Below are 16095 nucleotides of genomic sequence, written 5' to 3'. Positions count from 1 at the left end.
GGTAAAATGTTGTTGTGACGATCAGGTTGTGTGATCCCAGCAGTATGCCGGTTTAAGCCAGCCGCTGCCCTGCTTCGTCAAAGCGATAGGCCTTCTCGGATGCATATCCGAATCGCAACTCCTGACCTTCGGCGATGGCATGCTGGCCAAACAAACGGGCTGTGACGTCGTGGTCCTGAACTTTGGCTATCACATTGGTGTCCCCGCCCAACTTTTCCACATGGCTGACACGCGCGGCAAGCGGGCCGTCATCTGACAGGAACAGGTCCTCGGGGCGAATTCCGATCGTGTTCTGACCGCTTTCTTGAACTAACGCTTCAGGCAGGAAGTTCATGGAAGGTGAGCCCAGGAACCCGGCGACGAATTGATTTGCGGGGTTGTTGTACAGTTCCATCGGGCTACCGATCTGCTCGACCTGACCATCGCGCAAAACAACGATCTTGTCGGCCAACGTCATGGCTTCGGTCTGGTCATGGGTGACGTAGATCATCGATGCATCCAAAGCACGGTGCAGATTGGCGATCTCGATCCGAGTGTTCATTCGCAGGGCGGCGTCCAGATTGGACAGCGGCTCATCAAACAGGAACAGTTTAGGTTCACGCACAATGGCGCGCCCGATGGCGACGCGCTGGCGCTGGCCACCTGACAGCTCGGACGGGTAACGGTCCAAATAGGGTTCAAGGTTCAGCATCCGGCTGGCTTTGGCGACACGGCCTTCGATTTCCGATTTGGGCTGCTTTTCCTGCTTCAGCGCAAGGGTCATATTGCCCCGAACGCTGAGGTGAGGGTAGAGCGCATAGCTTTGGAAAACCATCGCGATCCCACGCTTGGATGGTGGCACCAGATTGACCTGCTGCCCGCCAATGTTGATCTCACCTGACGATGCATCCTCTAGCCCCGCAATCACGCGCAACAGGGTGGACTTGCCACAGCCCGACGGGCCGACAAAGACGACGAATTCGCCTTCTTCAACCTCCAGCGTGATGTCTTTCAGGACATGCACGTTGCCAAAGGACTTGTTCACATTGTTCAGCGTCAGGGCGGTCATGATGCGGGCTCCTCAAGGGAAACGGGCTGGCCGGTTCGGATACTTTGATCCGCAGCCAGACAAATGGCGAGCGATTGGACGGCGTCATTCATATGACGGGTCAGGTCGATATCTTCGGCGATGGTGCGCAGCATATAAGCCTGCTCAGCATCACAAAGGTCTTGATGGCCGGGTTCGTCCGGCATCTCGATGGTGTGGTCGCCTTGCGGTGTATGGACCAGCAAGCCGCCGACTTTGGTATGGCCGTCGATGTCGGCAGACGCACCCTTGTTCCCATCGGTAATCGAAACGGACCCGTTGGGCGACACGATATCTTTCACAAAGAACGCGGTTTCCGACATCATCGGGCCCCATCCAGCCTCGTACCAGCCGACAGAGCTGTCGTCGAAGACCACCTGAAACTGGCCGTAATTATACATATCCGGCGCGATTTCATCCGACAGGCGCAGGCCCATACCATGCACCCGGACGGGCTGCGCGTCGGTGATCTGGCACATCACGTCGACATAGTGCACGCCGCAATCGACAATGGGCGAAGTCGTCTGCATCAGTGCCTTATGCGTTTCCCATTCCGCGCCTGACGACTGCTGGTTCAGGTTCAACCGGAACACGTAGGGCCCGCCAAGATTGCGCGCCTCGTCAATCAGCCGCATCCAAGAGGGGTGATGGCGCAGGATATATCCAACCACCAGCTTACGATTCAGCCGCGTTGCTTTTTCGACCACACGCCGGGCGTCGGCGACATTAGTGGCCAGCGGTTTTTCAACAAACACATGTGCGCCAGCCTCCATCGCCGCGCAGGCGAAATCCGCGTGGCTATCAGAGTAGGTGGCGACCACGACCAGATCGGGTTTGGTTTCGGCCAGTGCCAAGTCGAAATCGGAATAGGCCGGGTAATCGATGAGTTCCGGGTGATCCACACGGCCGGACCGGTTCACGAAACCAACGATCTGCGCGTCGGGATGGTGATGGTGCGCCAGCGCGTGGCTCAAACCCATATTACCAAGGCCTGCAATCAGTACGCGGGTCATTTGACTGCTCCGGATGTGATGCCGCGGATCAGCTGGCGCGAGAAGATGACGTATAGGACAAGCACCGGCAGAATGGCCATCGACAAGGCCGACAGGACCGCGTTCCAATCGGTCACGAACTGGCCGATGAACACTTGGCTTCCCAGCGTCAGGGTCTTGGTTTCTTCGGCTGGGGCGAGGATCAACGGGAACCAAAGGTCGTTCCAGATCGGGATCATGTTGAACACGGCCACGGTCGCCATCGCGGGCCGGACCAGAGGCAGGACAAGGCGGAAGAATATCGTGTATTCGGATAATCCGTCGATGCGCCCGGCATTTTTCAGGTCGTCGCTGACTTGTCGCATGAATTCAGACAGGATGAATACCGCCAATGGTAGTCCCTGGGCCGTGTATACAAGGATCAGCGCCCAGAGCGAGTTTACCAGCCCGGTCGCCACCATCATCTCAAGGATCGCCACGGTGCCGATGCGAATTGGGATCATGATCCCCAGCGCGAGGTACAGCCCCATGATCAGGTTGCCCTTGAACTGGTATTCCGACAACGCATAGGCGGCCATCGCGCCAAACAACAGAATGAAGGACAGCGATGCCACGGTGACAATCATCGAGTTCTGGAAATACAGGAAGAAATCTCCCTGCTTCATCACCGTCTCATAGCCGATCATCGAGAAGCTGTCCGCATTGGGCAGGGCCAGTGGTTCGCGAAAGATCGCGCGGCGGGATTTGAAGCTGTTGATCAGGATAACAAAGACCGGAAACAGCGCGATCAGTGCGTACAGGATCAGCGCGCCGTGCATCGCGACCATGTTGAGGGGGTTATGACGTGCTTTGTTCATCGCGTGGCCCTCACAATTGATACCGGCGCATCCGGGTCTGGATGCCGAACAGGTAGATACAGACACCCACAAGGATGATGGCGAACATCGCCCCGGCGATAGCCGAACCCATATGCGGGTCACCCAATTGAAGTTGGAAGCCAAAGAATGTGCGATACATGAAGGTCCCAAGAATATCGGTCGAGAAGTCCGGTCCTGCCAGCGCGCCTTGTGACGCGTAGATCAGATCGAATGCGTTGAAATTCCCGACGAAGGTCAAGATCGAGATGATCCCGATCGAGGGCAGGATCAGCGGCAGTTTGATCTTCCAGAAGGCCGCAGTTCCGGTGATCCCGTCGATCTCTCCAGCCTCAAGGATTTCTTCCGGAATGGTCAACAAGGCGGCGTAGATCAACATCATCGGGATGCCGACAAACTGCCAGACCGAAATCAGCGCCAGTGTGGTCAAGGCGTATTCCTCTTTCCCCAGCCATGGGGCGAACAGCGACTTGAGCCCGACGGCATCCAGCATCGACGGCGCAATGCCCCAGATCGGCGAGAGGATCAGTTTCCACGCGAACCCGACAATCACAAAGCTCAGGATCGTGGGAATGAAGATCGCCGACCGATACAAGGCCGCAAACCTCAGGCGCGGGTGGCTGAGCAGGGCGGCCAAGGCGATCCCGATCGGGTTTTGAACCAGCATGTGGATCAGGAAGAACCAGAAGTTATTGCCCAAGGCGTTCCAGAACTGTTCGGACCAGATCGGATCAAAGAACAGGGTTTGAAAGTTCTGCAATCCAACGAAAACGCGGCTTTGGTCAATCTCGGTGTAGAGCGCCAGACGCAGCGTGTTGAACAGCGGGAAGATCATCACCGCCGTGTAAACAAGAACGGCCGGTGCAAGAAACACAAGGATATGCCAGCGGAAGCGGGGGCGGTTCATGGGACTGCTTTCAATGGGGTGTCGGGGATACCCGGGCGATCACCGCCGCCCGGGTATATGTCAGATCAGCGCTTACTGGTGCGGAGCGTACCAGGAGGACAGACCTTTTTGCAGGTCGGCGCCCAGTTCTTCGGGGCTGTTGGCACCCTTGATCGCGGCAACGGATGCGCCCCAGGTCTCGTTCTCAAGGTTCGGCGTGCCGCGCGACAGGATCTGATATGTCGAACGGATGGTCGATTCACACTCGTCGCGCCAACCGACGAACTCTTTGGCCAACGGATCTGCCAGCTCGACCGGAGTGTTGGACAGCGGGAAGAAGCCCGGTACGGCGTTGCCAAAGATTTCGGCAAACTCGGGGCTTGCGACCCACGCGAGGAAGGTCTCAGCGGCCTCGGGGTGCTCGGAAGCAGCATTCATGCCGATGCCGATATCCGTGTGGTCAGAGATATAGCAAGTGTCGCCCGCGTTTTGGACCGGCGGCTTGAACGCGCCCATCTCAAAGTCGGCTTGTGTGTTGAAGCCAGCGATTTCCCACGATCCGGCAGGGTAGATCGCAGCCCGGCCCAGGGTGAAGATGTTCTGGCTGTCGGGATAGGTTTGTGCCTCATACCCGTCGCCCAGATACTGTCCCCAGCGTGCCAGAGTGGCGTAGGGAGCGGTCCAGGCTTCATCCGTCAGTTTCTGTTCGCCAGCGATAAGGGCCTGGCGACCTTCTTCACCTTTCCAATAGTTCGGGCCGATGTTGTTGTAGCCCATTGTGGCGGCTTCCCACTGATCGTTGGTGCCCATCGCCATTGGGATGTAAGTGCCGTCTTCCTTGATCTTGTCGAGTGCGGCAAAGAACTCTTCTTCAGTCGTTGGGACTTCGATGCCCAACTCAGCAAACGCATCCTTGTTGTAAATGAAGCCATGGATCACCGACGCCATGGGAACACAGAAGCTGGCCGAGCCGTCATCCGTCTGCCATGCCGACTTGGCTACGTCCGAAAAGTTGCTCATCGCGTCGACCGAGGACAGATCGGTCAGGTGCCCGGCCTCATACAGTGCCAGCGACGCATCAAATGGACGGCACGTGATAAGATCACCGGCCGAACCCGCATCCAGTTTCGAGTTCAGCACGGCGTTGTATTCCGCCGGAGCTGATGGGGTGAACTGCAGTTTGATCCCAGGGTGTTTGGCTTCGAACGCCGGGATGATCTGTTCCTGCCACAAGGTCAGGTCGTCATTGCGCCAGCTTTCGATGATCAGCGTGACGTCCTCGGCATAGGCGCTTGAAGCCATCAGGGTCGTGCCCAGTAAGGCCAGTTTCAGGCTATTGCGTTTCATTCGTGTTCTCCCAGTTGGTTAGCAGTTATTTATCTTGTTCCAGTGCGGATTTCAGAACCCCGCCGCTTGCGTCCAGAACGGCCGAGGCATCTTTGGATGATATGCCACGTGCAGCGACTAGCACCGCCGGCTTCACGTCTCCGTTCGCGGCGTCCAGCGCGAGTTTTGCTTTTTTTGTATCAACTTTGGCGATCCGCGCGACGATCCCCGTCGCCCGCGCGCGCAACTTGTCGTTGTCGGCGCGCAGGTTGACCATCATGCCGCCGTGAACATGGCCAAGTTGCAGTGCCATGAGAGACGACAGCATGTTCAGAGCGATTTTCTGAGCTGTTCCAGCACCCATACGCGTCGAGCCCGAGATTAATTCCGGCGGCGTTGCCAAAAGAATCGGAATATCCGCGCTTTCCAGCAAAGGGCTGCCTGCGTTATTGGCAATTCCGATAACCGTTGCGCCCTGTGACTGTGCCAAATTGCTGGCGGTCAGGGTGTATGGCGTCGATCCGCTTGCGGACACTGCGATGATCGTATCCGTCGGTTGCAATGTCGAAAGCGCGTCCGCTAGTCCGTCGGCTTCGTCTTCTGCGCCTCCGGGCATTTCGACACCGGTAGGCAGGCCGCCTGCCATATGTATACAGAGTTGGTTTGCGGGAATTGAGAAGGTGCCGCCCAGCTCTTGCGCGTCGGCAGCGGCCATCAACCCGGACGAGCCTGCGGCCACATAGTGCAGCACGCCGCCGGCGCGGATGGTCTGCGCCATGGCGTTGCCGCCCCGCGCGATCGCGTCCAATGCGCCCTGCGCTGAGGTCGCGGCTGCAATCTGCCCCTCAACCAGCGCCCGAGCAGAGGCGACAGGGTCTTGTGGGTCCAGCTTGTTGGCGTCTGGATGCAGTTGTTCGGTCGGCGGCAGCGTCAAAAGAATCCCCCTTTGCGGTTCCCAATACAATACCTATTCAATACCACTTGTCCATAATTTTATTTTTCCAGTGGAAATCAACGTATTCTGCATCAAAACAGAGAAAAGCTGCGGAAATTGGCCTATTTTGGCCTTCCTAAATTCAAATAGGTATTATAATGGTATTGTCATGACTGAGTCTCTGAGCAATGCTGTACTGGCCATAGATGGTGGCGGAACCCGATGTCGGGTTGCATGTGAAGTCGCTGGTATTGTCCATTCTGTTGAAACCGGGGCTGCCAATGTCTCGACAGATTTCGATGCGTCCGTCCTGCAGATGAAATCGGGGATCACCCAGATTGCGCAAACGCTTGCTGTAGATGTTCAGGACCTGACTCAGTTGCCCGCCTTTGTCGGATTGGCTGGCGTCACAGATGACCATATTGCCCGTCGCGTGCAGAGCGCGCTGGGCCTAACGCGGGCGCGCGTTTCCGATGATCGACCAGCCGCGCTGCGGGGCGCGCTCGCGTCTCAGGACGGCTTGATCGCCCATTGTGGCACGGGGTCCTTTGTTGCTTCGCAGAAGGATCGGGTGATGCGGTTTGCCGGGGGGTGGGGGCCAGTATTGGGGGATGAGGCATCTGCGCAATGGGTTGGTCGTTTTGCATTGGCAGAAGCATTGAATTCCGTGGATGGAATTCAGGTCACTAGCGATCTTACGCAGAAATTGCTGGATGATTTTGGCGGTAGTGCAGGGATCGTCGAATTTGCCGGGCGGGCGACGCCGACAGAGTTCGGCGCGTTGGCCCCGATGGTTACCACTGCAGCAGTTTCCGGAGACGACGTCGCCAGAAAAATTATGCAGGCCGGTGCTACTTACATCGCCGATATGGCGGCACGTCTCGGATGGCAGCCAGCAGTCGCGATCTGCCTGACCGGCGGAATCTCTCCGTATTATGCGCACTATCTGCCTGCTGCCATGCAGTCAGAGATACGCCCTCCATCGGGCGAGCCGTTGGCCGGGGCACTGGCTTTGGCGAAGGAGGTCCCGCATGAGCATTGCTGAATTCCTACGCTCTGATCTTTGGCTGACCTCGGAAAATGGTCCCCGCTACGTGCAGTTGCGGCGCAGGTTGCAAGAGGGGATCGATACGGGCGTCCTTGCGCCGAACTCATCGCTGCCATCCGAACGGGAACTGGTGGAAATTACTGAGTTGTCCCGCGTAACCGTGCGCAAGGCGATTCAGGAGCTGGTGCAGGAAGGTGTGATCGAGCAGCGCCAAGGGTCAGGGTCCTTCATTCGGGAACGTGTTCAAAGGGTTGAACAATCGCTGAAACACCTGACCTCGTTCACCGAAGATATGTCGAGCCGAGGAATGGAGACAACTTCAAAGTGGTTGGAGCGCGGAGTATTTGCGCCAACCCCGGAAGAGGTCACTGCGCTGAATCTGTCAGAGGGTGAGCAGATATCCCGCATTTACCGCCTGCGCGAGGCGGACGGGCGTCCGCTGGCGTTGGAACGTGCTGCGCTGCCACTGGATATCCTGCCGAACCCAATCGAAGTCACGACGTCTCTGTACGAAGTGCTTGATGGTCTGGGGCGCCGCCCGGTGCGCGCGGTGCAAAAGATATCGGCTCTGAATCTAGCCGCGCGAGAAGCGGAACTGCTGGAGGTGCCCGAAGGTGCGGCGGGGCTGAACATTGAGCGTATCTCATTTTTGAAAAACGGGCGGGTCGCAGAGATGACGCGGTCGCTCTATCGCGGCGACGCTTATGACTTTGTCGCTGAATTGCGCCTATAACCGGAAGGACCGGGATCAAATGTCCGAAAAGAACTCGAAAATGCGTCAGGAAATTCTGGAGATCCCTGATGCCGTCGACAGATTGCTCAGCACGGGGGCAGACAATATCCGAGCAGCTGCGCAAAGCGTAAGGGATACGGATCCACGTTTTTTGATCTCGGTCGCCCGGGGATCATCCGACCATGCCTGCAGCTATCTGAAATATGCCAGTGAACTGCTTCTTGGATTACCGGTTGCCTCAGTAGGGCCATCCGTCAGTTCGATTTACGGGGTGGATCTCAGGGCAAAAGGATCTGTCTGCCTGTCCATCTCGCAATCCGGCCAAAGCCCGGATATCGTTGGCCTGACAGGGTCTTTGCGAAACTCTGGCGCACTGACAATTGCGGTGACCAACAACTCGGAATCGCGCCTGGCCGACGTGGCGGATGCAGTTCTGCCATTGCACGCGGGGCCGGAACTGAGCGTCGCAGCAACCAAGACATTTGTGACCTCGTTGGTGTCCGGTCTATGGTTGCTGGCCGAGGTCAAAGAGGATGCTGAATTGATCGGGGCGATCCAATCCTTGCCCGAATACCTGGCGCGAGCGGCCCAATGCGATTGGTCGGCTGCAGCCGAAACAATCACCGGGCGGTCTTTGTTTACGCTTGGTCGGGGGCCTTCTTATGCGATCTCTGACGAAGCTGCATTGAAGATCAAAGAGACATGCCAAATCCATGCCGAAAGCTATTCAGCGGCCGAAGTGCTGCATGGCCCGGTGTCGATTGTCGAAGAAGGGTTTCCGGTGATTTCGTTCGCGGCCAATGATGCAGCCGAACAGGCGACTGCCGATGCGGCTGATGCCTTGGCCGAAAAAGGTGCTGCGGTTTTTGCGACGACCACCAAAGTAACGCGCGCGCAGGCTCTGCCAGTGGTTCGAACGGATCATTGGATCACCGACCCAATAACGGCGATTACGTCTTTCTACAGCATGGTAGAGGCCGTCGCCAGTGCGCGGGGGATCGACCCGGATGCACCGCGGCACCTTAAAAAAGTGACCGAGACGGTATGATAGAACGCAAGGTGATTTTTCGAAACGGGCCAATCTTTGACGGCAGCCGATTGTTACACGACCACGCGATTGTTTTTCGCGAGGGGCGGGTTGGTGAAGTTTTCCCTGACGCTGAGGTGACCGAAGAAAAGGACGTTGTAGATCTGAACGGCGATATCCTCAGCCCCGGTTTTGTGGATCTGCAGGTCAATGGCGGCGATGGCGTTATGTTCAACGATGATCCGTCGGTCGAAACGATCCGCAGAATTGCCGGCGCCCATCGCCGATTGGGGGTGATTTCGCTGCTGCCCACTCTGATCACCGACGAACCCGCCAAAACCCGCGCAGCAATAGATGCGACGATCGAGGCAGTGCGAGCACAAGTGCCGGGCGTCGCAGGGCTGCATTTGGAAGGGCCGCATTTGTCGGTCGCGCGGAAAGGGGCGCACGACGGTAATTTGATACGGCCGATGGAACCATCGGATCTGGACACGCTGATAGAAGCGGCTAATGCACTTCCCTGCCTGAAGTTAACTGTCGCCCCCGAGGGTGTGTCCGAGAAGCAAGTCCGCGCCATGAGCGACGCTGGTATCCTTGTCTCGCTCGGGCACAGCGATGCGGATTTTGCGACTTGCCAGCGGTATGCTGCCGCCGGTGCGCGTTGCGTAACCCATCTGTTCAACGCGATGAGCCAATTGGGCAATCGTGAACCCGGCCTCGTCGGCGCGGCGCTGGCCAGCGGAACGCTGTCTGCAGGGTTGATTGCCGATGGTGTCCATGTGCACCCCGCCGCGATGCGCGCTGCCTGGGCTGCGAAAACTGCGCCGGGTCAAATCTTTCTGGTCAGCGATGCGATGGCTGTGGCCGGTACGGATCAAACCGAATTCACCCTTGAAGGTCGCAAAATCACGCGAACCGAAGGCAGGTTGACACTAGCGGACGGAACGCTGGCCGGCGCGGACCTGGACCTGACGACCGCCGTTGGTGTGCTGGTCAACCAAGTCGGTGTGCCGTTGCAGGACGCACTGGCGGCGGCCACTTCTTATCCGGCTCAGCTGATCGGGGTGGCCCCGCCAACGGTCTTAGAATACGGTTCGGTGATCCGGATATCTGCCGATTTCAGCCGTTGCGAATGGCTGCCCGCACAATCTTGAGTTTGTCTTTAACTGCCAGAACGACTGGCTGCGGGATGCGGTATACCGCCTGTCAATTTTTGTCGACGAATTTGAAATCTGGCTTCGAACGGCGCTTGACGACATCTGACGCATCGCTTAAACCGACCAGCGCTGAGCGGGCGTCGTATACTGGCTATTACCTCAGCCTTCCAAGCTGATGAAGCGGGTTCGATTCCCGCCGCCCGCTCCAAATCAGCCCTAAAATTCTGCGTCAAATAGCCCTTTTATGTTGGGTCATATATTGTGGTTCTTGACCCGGCTTGCCGTGGCCGCCAAGAAGCGAACACTTAAGTGCGAAAAAGACGTAAGGGCCAATTATGGCAAACTCTGCCTCAGCCACGCCTAAGGGCAAACCTGCACCCGGTGCCACGGAAGAGCGTGCTGGATCGCGGAAGATAGGCGTTCTGTCGTCTCTTTGGCCATTTATGAAGCCGTATCGGGCCCTGATGACGGGGGCGATACTGGCACTGGTGTTGACAGCCAGCATGACGCTAACTCTGCCACTTGCGGTACGCCGCGTAGTCGACAATTTCCGAATTGAAGATGGTGAGCTGCTGGATTGGTACTTTCTGGCGGCGCTGGGCATTGCCGCGATTTTGGCAGTGGGAACAGGCATCCGCTATGCGTTGGTCACCCGGTTGGGTGAGCGCGTTGTGGCCGATATCCGCAAGGCCGTGTTTAACCGCGTTATCGGGATGAGCCCCGAGTTCTATGAACGAGTCATGACCGGAGAGGTTCTCAGCCGTATCACCACGGACACGACCTTGATTCAGTCTGTGCTGGGATCGTCCGTATCCATTGCCTTGCGCAATATGCTTTTGTTCGCGGGCGGTTTGGTTCTAATGCTGCTGACTTCGGCCAAGCTAACGGGTTTGGTGCTTTTGCTGATCCCGGTGGTGGTGGTGCCGATACTTGTACTGGGGCGTCGTCTGCGGGTCCTCAGCCGCGAAAATCAGGACTGGATCGCGGCCTCGTCGGGCAACGCAGGAGAGGCACTGAGCGCGGTGCAAACCGTTCAGGCCTTTACGCATGAAAAAGCCAGCCGGCAGCAGTTCGGCGATATGACCGAAACCTCTTATGCGGTTTCTCTTCGGCGTATTCAAACGCGCGCCGTGATGACGGTAATCGTTATCTTCCTTGTATTTTCGGGCATCGTCGGCGTGCTGTGGATGGGGGCAAACGACGTTCGTAACGGCGTGATGACCGAAGGTGTTCTGATCCAGTTCGTGATCTATTCAATCATCATGGCCGGCTCTGTCGCCGCCCTCTCTGAGATTTGGAGCGAGCTGCAACGTGCAGCCGGCGCGACCGAGCGTCTGGTGGAATTGCTGAACGCGCAGGATACCGTGATCGATCCGGATAAGGCAGCATTGCTGCCTACACCTGTTCGGGGCGAGATTCGTTTTGAGGATGTGATCTTCCACTATCCGGCCCGTCCGGATGTTGTGGCACTGGACCATCTGACCCTGTCGATCCAACCGGGTGAAACCGTGGCTTTCGTTGGTCCATCGGGTGCAGGCAAAACCACAGTGATTCAAATGATCCAGCGGTTCTACGATCCGGATGCAGGTCATGTCAGTCTGGACGGCGTTGACCTGCGTGACCTCGACCGATCCGATTTCCGGCAGCACATGGCATTGGTGCCCCAGGACCCGATCATCTTTGCAGCCTCGGCCCGCGAGAATATTCGGTTCGGGCGTCTGAACGCCTCGGATGCCGAGGTTGAGGCCGCCGCGCGTGCAGCTGCGGCACATGATTTCATCTCGAAACTGCCCGAAGGCTATGACAGCTTTGTCGGGGAACGCGGCGTTATGCTGTCGGGCGGTCAGAAACAACGCATAGCGATTGCCCGCGCGATCTTGCGTGATGCTCCGGTTCTGCTGCTGGACGAGGCGACTTCGGCCTTGGATGCCGAAAGCGAACGCGCGGTTCAGGGCGCGGTTGACCAGATGCGCGCCGGGCGCACCACACTGATCGTGGCCCACCGTCTGGCGACGGTCAAAAAGGCGGATCGGATCGTTGTGATGGAAGCCGGTCAGATCGTGGCCCAAGGCACGCACGAGGATCTGGTCGTTCAGGATGGCTTGTATGCTCGCCTGGCGCGCCTGCAATTCACCGACGGAGTTGCGGCAGAATAGCCTGACGTCGGGGAAGTCAGTTTTACGCCGCTGCGTAATTCTACAAATTTGGGCGTAGCCCCTCTAACCCGTCGCTTGCACCTGCGGGGTTTTGCTTCCATCTTGTTTTGGAAAAACCGCGCAAGACGCGGGAGAAAAACAGGGAGGAGTCACATGGCCTTTGTGGGTTTGGAAGACAAGGCGAGAATGGAGCAGGAAATGTCGTGGGAGGATCGGGATGTTCCGGTCACTTTCCACCAGTTGCTGTCACGTACAGCAGGCAAATTTCCTAACAGTGATGCGGTCAGCTTTCAGCTCATGTCTGGTCCGACAGACAAGGCCGAGACTCTGACGTGGTCGCAACTGCTTGGCAAAGTCAATCAGGCAGCAAACCTGTTCCGGTCTTTGGGTGTCGGTGAGAAAGACGTGGTGGCCTATGTGCTGCCCAACTGTAACGAAACGCTGGTCACCATGATGGGCGGTGCAGTCGCAGGGATCGTGAACCCGATCAACCCGCTATTAGAGCCCGAGCAGATCGCCGCAATCCTGCGCGAAACCGGTGCCAAAGTAGTTGTGACGTTGAAGTCCTTCCCCAAAACGGATGTGGCGCAAAAGGTCGAAGAGGCGGTGCGCCACGCACCCAACGTCAAAACCATTCTCGAGATTGACCTCAACCGCTATCTGACGCCGCCAAAATCCTGGATCGTGCCGTTCCTGCGTCCAAAGATGGGCGACAAGGAAAAACTGGCCCATGCGGATTACAAGAACTTCAATAAAGAACTGGCCAAGCAGCCAACGACGCTGACTTTCGAAGACAGCAAGGAAGATCGCGTTGCCTGCTATTTCCACACCGGCGGCACAACGGGCATGCCGAAGGTCGCGCAGCACAAATACTCGGGCCTGATCTACAACGGCTGGCTTGGGAGCACGCTGCTGTTTTCCGAAGAAGACGTGATCATGTGCCCGCTGCCGATGTTCCACGTTTTTGCCGTGCACGTGATCATGATGGCCGCTGTGTCGTCAGGCGCCCATGTGGTATTCCCAACGCCTGCGGGATATCGCGGCGACGGTGTTTTCGACAATTTCTGGAAATTGATCGAGCGTTGGAAAGTAACGTTTATCATCACCGTACCCACAGCGATTGCCGCCAAGATGCAGCGACCCGTAGATGCGGACATCTCAAGCGTGAAGACGGCGTTCTCAGGTTCAGCGCCTTTGCCTGTCGAACTGTTCCGCAGGTTCGAAGAAGCGACCGGTGTGACCATCGTAGAAGGCTATGGGCTGACCGAGGCCACCTGTCTGGTGTCCTGCAACCCGGTGGACGGGGAAAAGAAGATTGGCTCGATCGGTATTCCGTTCCCCTATACAGATGTGAAAATCCTGCAGGATGGTCCGGACGGACCAAAGGAATGCGCCGCAGATGAAATTGGTGAGATTTGCATTTCGAACCCCGGTGTCTTTGCGGGCAATACCTATACCGAGGCGGACAAGAACGTAGGTCTTTACCACTTCGACAAATACCTGCGCACAGGTGATCTGGGACGCTTTGACGGGGACGGCTACCTGTGGATCACAGGTCGTGCCAAGGACCTGATCATTCGCGGCGGTCACAACATTGACCCAGCCGAGATCGAAGAAGCTCTGCTGGGGCATGATGCTGTCGCGTTTGCCGGTGCCATCGGACAGCCTGACGCCTACTCGGGCGAGGTGCCTTGCGCCTTTGTCGAACTGGTTGATGGAGCCTCGGTCACCGAGAAAGAGCTGATGGAGTATTGCAACGTGCATGTCCATGAACGCGCGGCACAACCCAAGCACATGACCATTCTGGACGAGCTGCCGAAAACTGCGGTCGGTAAGGTCTTTAAGCCCGAACTTCGCAAACAGGCGATCACGCGTATCTATAACGGCGCGTTGGAAGAGGCTGGTCTTGAGGCACGGGTCATTTCGGTCATCGACGATAAGAAACGCGGACTCGTTGCGCAGCTTGACGCGAAGGGTTCCGCAGAGGACGATGTCAGCAAAGTGCTGGGATCGTTCACCCGGCCGTGGGAGTGGGCTGCCTGACCGGGAGGAAACATGGATTATGAACGTCTGATTGATGAAGAGACTTGGGCGTTCATAAAACGAACGGCTGAAAGCTATCCCGATGATGCGGTCGAACAGTCGATCGAGGATCAGCGCCGGGTGTACGACACAATGTGTCGCGACTTTCGCCAACCCCGCCCGCAGGGGGTCGAGACTGAGGACAGGCAGGCATTTGGCGTGCCTGTCCGTGTCTACAATGCGGGTCAGCCGACGCGAACCGTCACTTATTTTCATGGTGGCGGATTTGTTGTTGGAGGTCTGGACAGCCACGATGATGTTTGCGCCGAGATCTGCGCGCAGACCGGATATCGGGTTGTGGCCGTGGACTACCGTCTGTGTCCCGAACATGTCCACCCGGCGCAGTTTCAGGACAGCTGGAATGCGGCAAACTGGGTGGCGCAGGAATTCGGCGACCCGATTGTTCTTGCGGGTGACAGTGCCGGTGGCAACCTGGCAGCCGCAGTCGCCCAATACGGACGAGGTAAGTTGGACCATGTGCTGGGTCAGGTCCTGATCTACCCCGGTTTGGGTGGTGACAGCACGAAAGGGTCGTATATAGAGCACGCCCACGCACCGCTTTTGACGCTGGATGAGATTCAGTTCTACGAAAAAGTGCGTTGTGGTGGTGATATCCCGCAAGATGATCCGACCTTCGCGCCGCTTCAGGACACAGATTTCTCGGGTCTGCCGCCGACCGTGGTGGTGACTGCAGATTGTGATCCGCTGCGGGATGATGGCGCCGCTTATTGCGACAAGATTTCCGCAGCCGGAGGGCAGGCGCATTGGATAAACGAGCCGGGCCTCGTTCACGGCTATCTGCGCGCGCGTACCAGTGTTAAGCGCGCGGTAGACAGCTTTGAGCGAATCTCGGTCGCGATTGAGGCGCTGGGCCAGCAGATCTGGCCCTACGATTAATCCGTTACTTCAGGAAGGACGCGGCTTTCATCGTTTCGGCAATGGGCGCACCCATCCGGTTCAGGATCGTGGGCGCTAGTTGCAGTTGGTCGATCACCGTGTCGACCTCGGGGCCTTCCGCGTCGCCAAAGTAGTACAGTGCCGTTTCCTGTTGCAGCGGGCTGCGCCCGCCGTGATGTCCGCGTTCGTCCTGACCGTGATCGGCGGTCACGATGATCTCATAGCCTAGTTGCCGCCAACGCGGGATGAAGGGGGCCAGCATCTCGTCTGCGACGAAACAGGCGTGGTCCATCTCCTCGCAATCATGGTAGAAACGGTGCCCCATACTGTCCAATGTGCAGGCGTGCAGCAGGCCGTAATCCAGCCCATGACGCAGGCACAGATTGGTCAGAGTGGCATAGAGATCCACGTCGGACGGCGTCATCTGATTGGCTTTGCCATAGCCGGTCATGGTGTGAAAGCGGCCGTGGTTGATCGTTTTGCTCTCAGGCTCATCATATTCGATGTCGCGGACGTAATCGAACGGGTGGCGGTTGAAGAACTGCGACCAATAGCTGTGGGTGACCGCCCCGGTTACGCCACCAGCCTCACGAACCTGGCTAAAGACATCCTTATGGCCTAGACGAAAGACATTGCCGTTGCCGGTACAGCCATGCTCCTGTGGTGTGACACCGGTGTGGATCGAGGCATAGCAGCTGGCGGATGTGGACGGCAAAACAGCGCGCAGTTTCCACACGCGCGCCTCACCGCTGTCGACCCAACCTTCAAGGTTACCGAACAACCGTCGGAAATTGCGCCACGGAACACCGTCCAGGATGATTAGGAGTAGTTTGCGGTCCATGTCTTTGGCCTTTTGACTAAATATTTCTGGCGACCCTAGGGGATTCGCGATCAGGGGTCTGCCCGTTCACGCCTC

At 57.6% G+C, this 16095-nt stretch carries 14 protein-coding genes and 1 tRNA gene; 8 read left to right on the top strand and 7 right to left on the bottom strand.

Features of this window, described 5'->3' with window-relative positions; genetic code table 11:
- Positions 1-52: 52 nt before the first annotated feature.
- The 6 genes from AC2FLJ_RS05495 to AC2FLJ_RS05470 form a co-directional block, all read right to left on the bottom strand.
- Positions 53-1048 carry an ABC transporter ATP-binding protein gene (locus tag AC2FLJ_RS05495; RefSeq protein ID WP_496696089.1) on the bottom strand — a complete coding sequence of 332 codons (996 nt, stop codon included), beginning with the start codon at positions 1046-1048 and terminating at the stop codon, positions 53-55.
- Complete coding sequence (locus AC2FLJ_RS05490) at positions 1045-2079, bottom strand: Gfo/Idh/MocA family protein (RefSeq protein ID WP_496696087.1); 1035 nt, start codon at positions 2077-2079, stop codon at positions 1045-1047. Before AC2FLJ_RS05490 ends, AC2FLJ_RS05495 begins: the two co-directional genes overlap by 4 nt.
- The gene (locus tag AC2FLJ_RS05485; RefSeq protein WP_496696085.1) at positions 2076-2915 is read right to left on the bottom strand and encodes a carbohydrate ABC transporter permease; all 840 of its coding nucleotides are present in this window, start codon (positions 2913-2915) and stop codon (positions 2076-2078) included. The genes AC2FLJ_RS05490 and AC2FLJ_RS05485 overlap by 4 nt, the downstream gene beginning before the upstream one ends.
- Positions 2916-2925: 10 nt before the next feature.
- Complete coding sequence (locus tag AC2FLJ_RS05480) at positions 2926-3840, bottom strand: carbohydrate ABC transporter permease (RefSeq protein WP_058275594.1); 915 nt, start codon at positions 3838-3840, stop codon at positions 2926-2928.
- Positions 3841-3912: 72 nt separating this feature from the next.
- Complete coding sequence (locus tag AC2FLJ_RS05475; protein WP_496696082.1) at positions 3913-5166, bottom strand: ABC transporter substrate-binding protein; 1254 nt, start codon at positions 5164-5166, stop codon at positions 3913-3915.
- 25 nt (positions 5167-5191) lie between these two features.
- Positions 5192-6079 carry an N-acetylmuramic acid 6-phosphate etherase gene (locus tag AC2FLJ_RS05470; RefSeq protein ID WP_496704737.1) on the bottom strand — a complete coding sequence of 296 codons (888 nt, stop codon included), beginning with the start codon at positions 6077-6079 and terminating at the stop codon, positions 5192-5194.
- A 169-nt stretch (positions 6080-6248) separates the two neighbouring features.
- Here AC2FLJ_RS05470 and AC2FLJ_RS05465 point away from each other — a divergent pair, with 169 nt between their 5' ends.
- The 8 genes from AC2FLJ_RS05465 (at position 6249) to AC2FLJ_RS05430 (ending at position 15179) form a co-directional block, all read left to right on the top strand.
- Entirely contained in the window at positions 6249-7124 is an 876-nt protein-coding gene (locus AC2FLJ_RS05465) for a glucosamine kinase nucleotide-binding domain-containing protein (protein WP_496704735.1), read from the top strand.
- The gene (locus tag AC2FLJ_RS05460; protein WP_108859343.1) at positions 7111-7860 is read left to right on the top strand and encodes a GntR family transcriptional regulator; all 750 of its coding nucleotides are present in this window, start codon (positions 7111-7113) and stop codon (positions 7858-7860) included. Before AC2FLJ_RS05465 ends, AC2FLJ_RS05460 begins: the two co-directional genes overlap by 14 nt.
- A 19-nt stretch (positions 7861-7879) precedes the next feature.
- Positions 7880-8908, top strand: a complete 1029-nt coding sequence (locus AC2FLJ_RS05455; protein ID WP_496704949.1) for an SIS domain-containing protein — start codon at positions 7880-7882, stop codon at positions 8906-8908.
- Positions 8905-10041, top strand: a complete 1137-nt coding sequence (gene nagA, locus AC2FLJ_RS05450; RefSeq protein ID WP_496704733.1) for an N-acetylglucosamine-6-phosphate deacetylase — start codon at positions 8905-8907, stop codon at positions 10039-10041. The genes AC2FLJ_RS05455 and nagA overlap by 4 nt, the downstream gene beginning before the upstream one ends.
- 136 nt (positions 10042-10177) lie before the next feature.
- Positions 10178-10252, top strand: a tRNA-Gly gene (locus tag AC2FLJ_RS05445).
- A 127-nt stretch (positions 10253-10379) separates the two neighbouring features.
- Positions 10380-12200, top strand: coding sequence for an ABC transporter transmembrane domain-containing protein (locus AC2FLJ_RS05440; RefSeq protein ID WP_496704731.1), 1821 nt, complete (start codon positions 10380-10382; stop codon positions 12198-12200).
- Positions 12201-12353: 153 nt separating this feature from the next.
- Positions 12354-14243 (top strand): acyl-CoA synthetase, encoded by a 1890-nt coding sequence (locus tag AC2FLJ_RS05435; RefSeq protein ID WP_496704729.1) that lies wholly within the window; start codon positions 12354-12356, stop codon positions 14241-14243.
- 12 nt (positions 14244-14255) lie between these two features.
- Positions 14256-15179, top strand: a complete 924-nt coding sequence (locus AC2FLJ_RS05430; protein WP_496704727.1) for an alpha/beta hydrolase — start codon at positions 14256-14258, stop codon at positions 15177-15179.
- A gap of 4 nt (positions 15180-15183) precedes the next feature.
- Here AC2FLJ_RS05430 and AC2FLJ_RS05425 read toward each other — a convergent pair whose 3' ends face one another.
- On the bottom strand, positions 15184-16020 hold the full coding sequence (locus AC2FLJ_RS05425) for an alkaline phosphatase family protein (protein ID WP_496704725.1): 837 nt from the start codon (positions 16018-16020) through the stop codon (positions 15184-15186).
- Between the last annotated feature and the right edge of the window lie 75 nt (positions 16021-16095).

This window comes from Ruegeria sp. CDSA034 (assembly GCF_059612275.1).
This window is presented reverse-complemented; position numbering and strand designations above follow the sequence as displayed.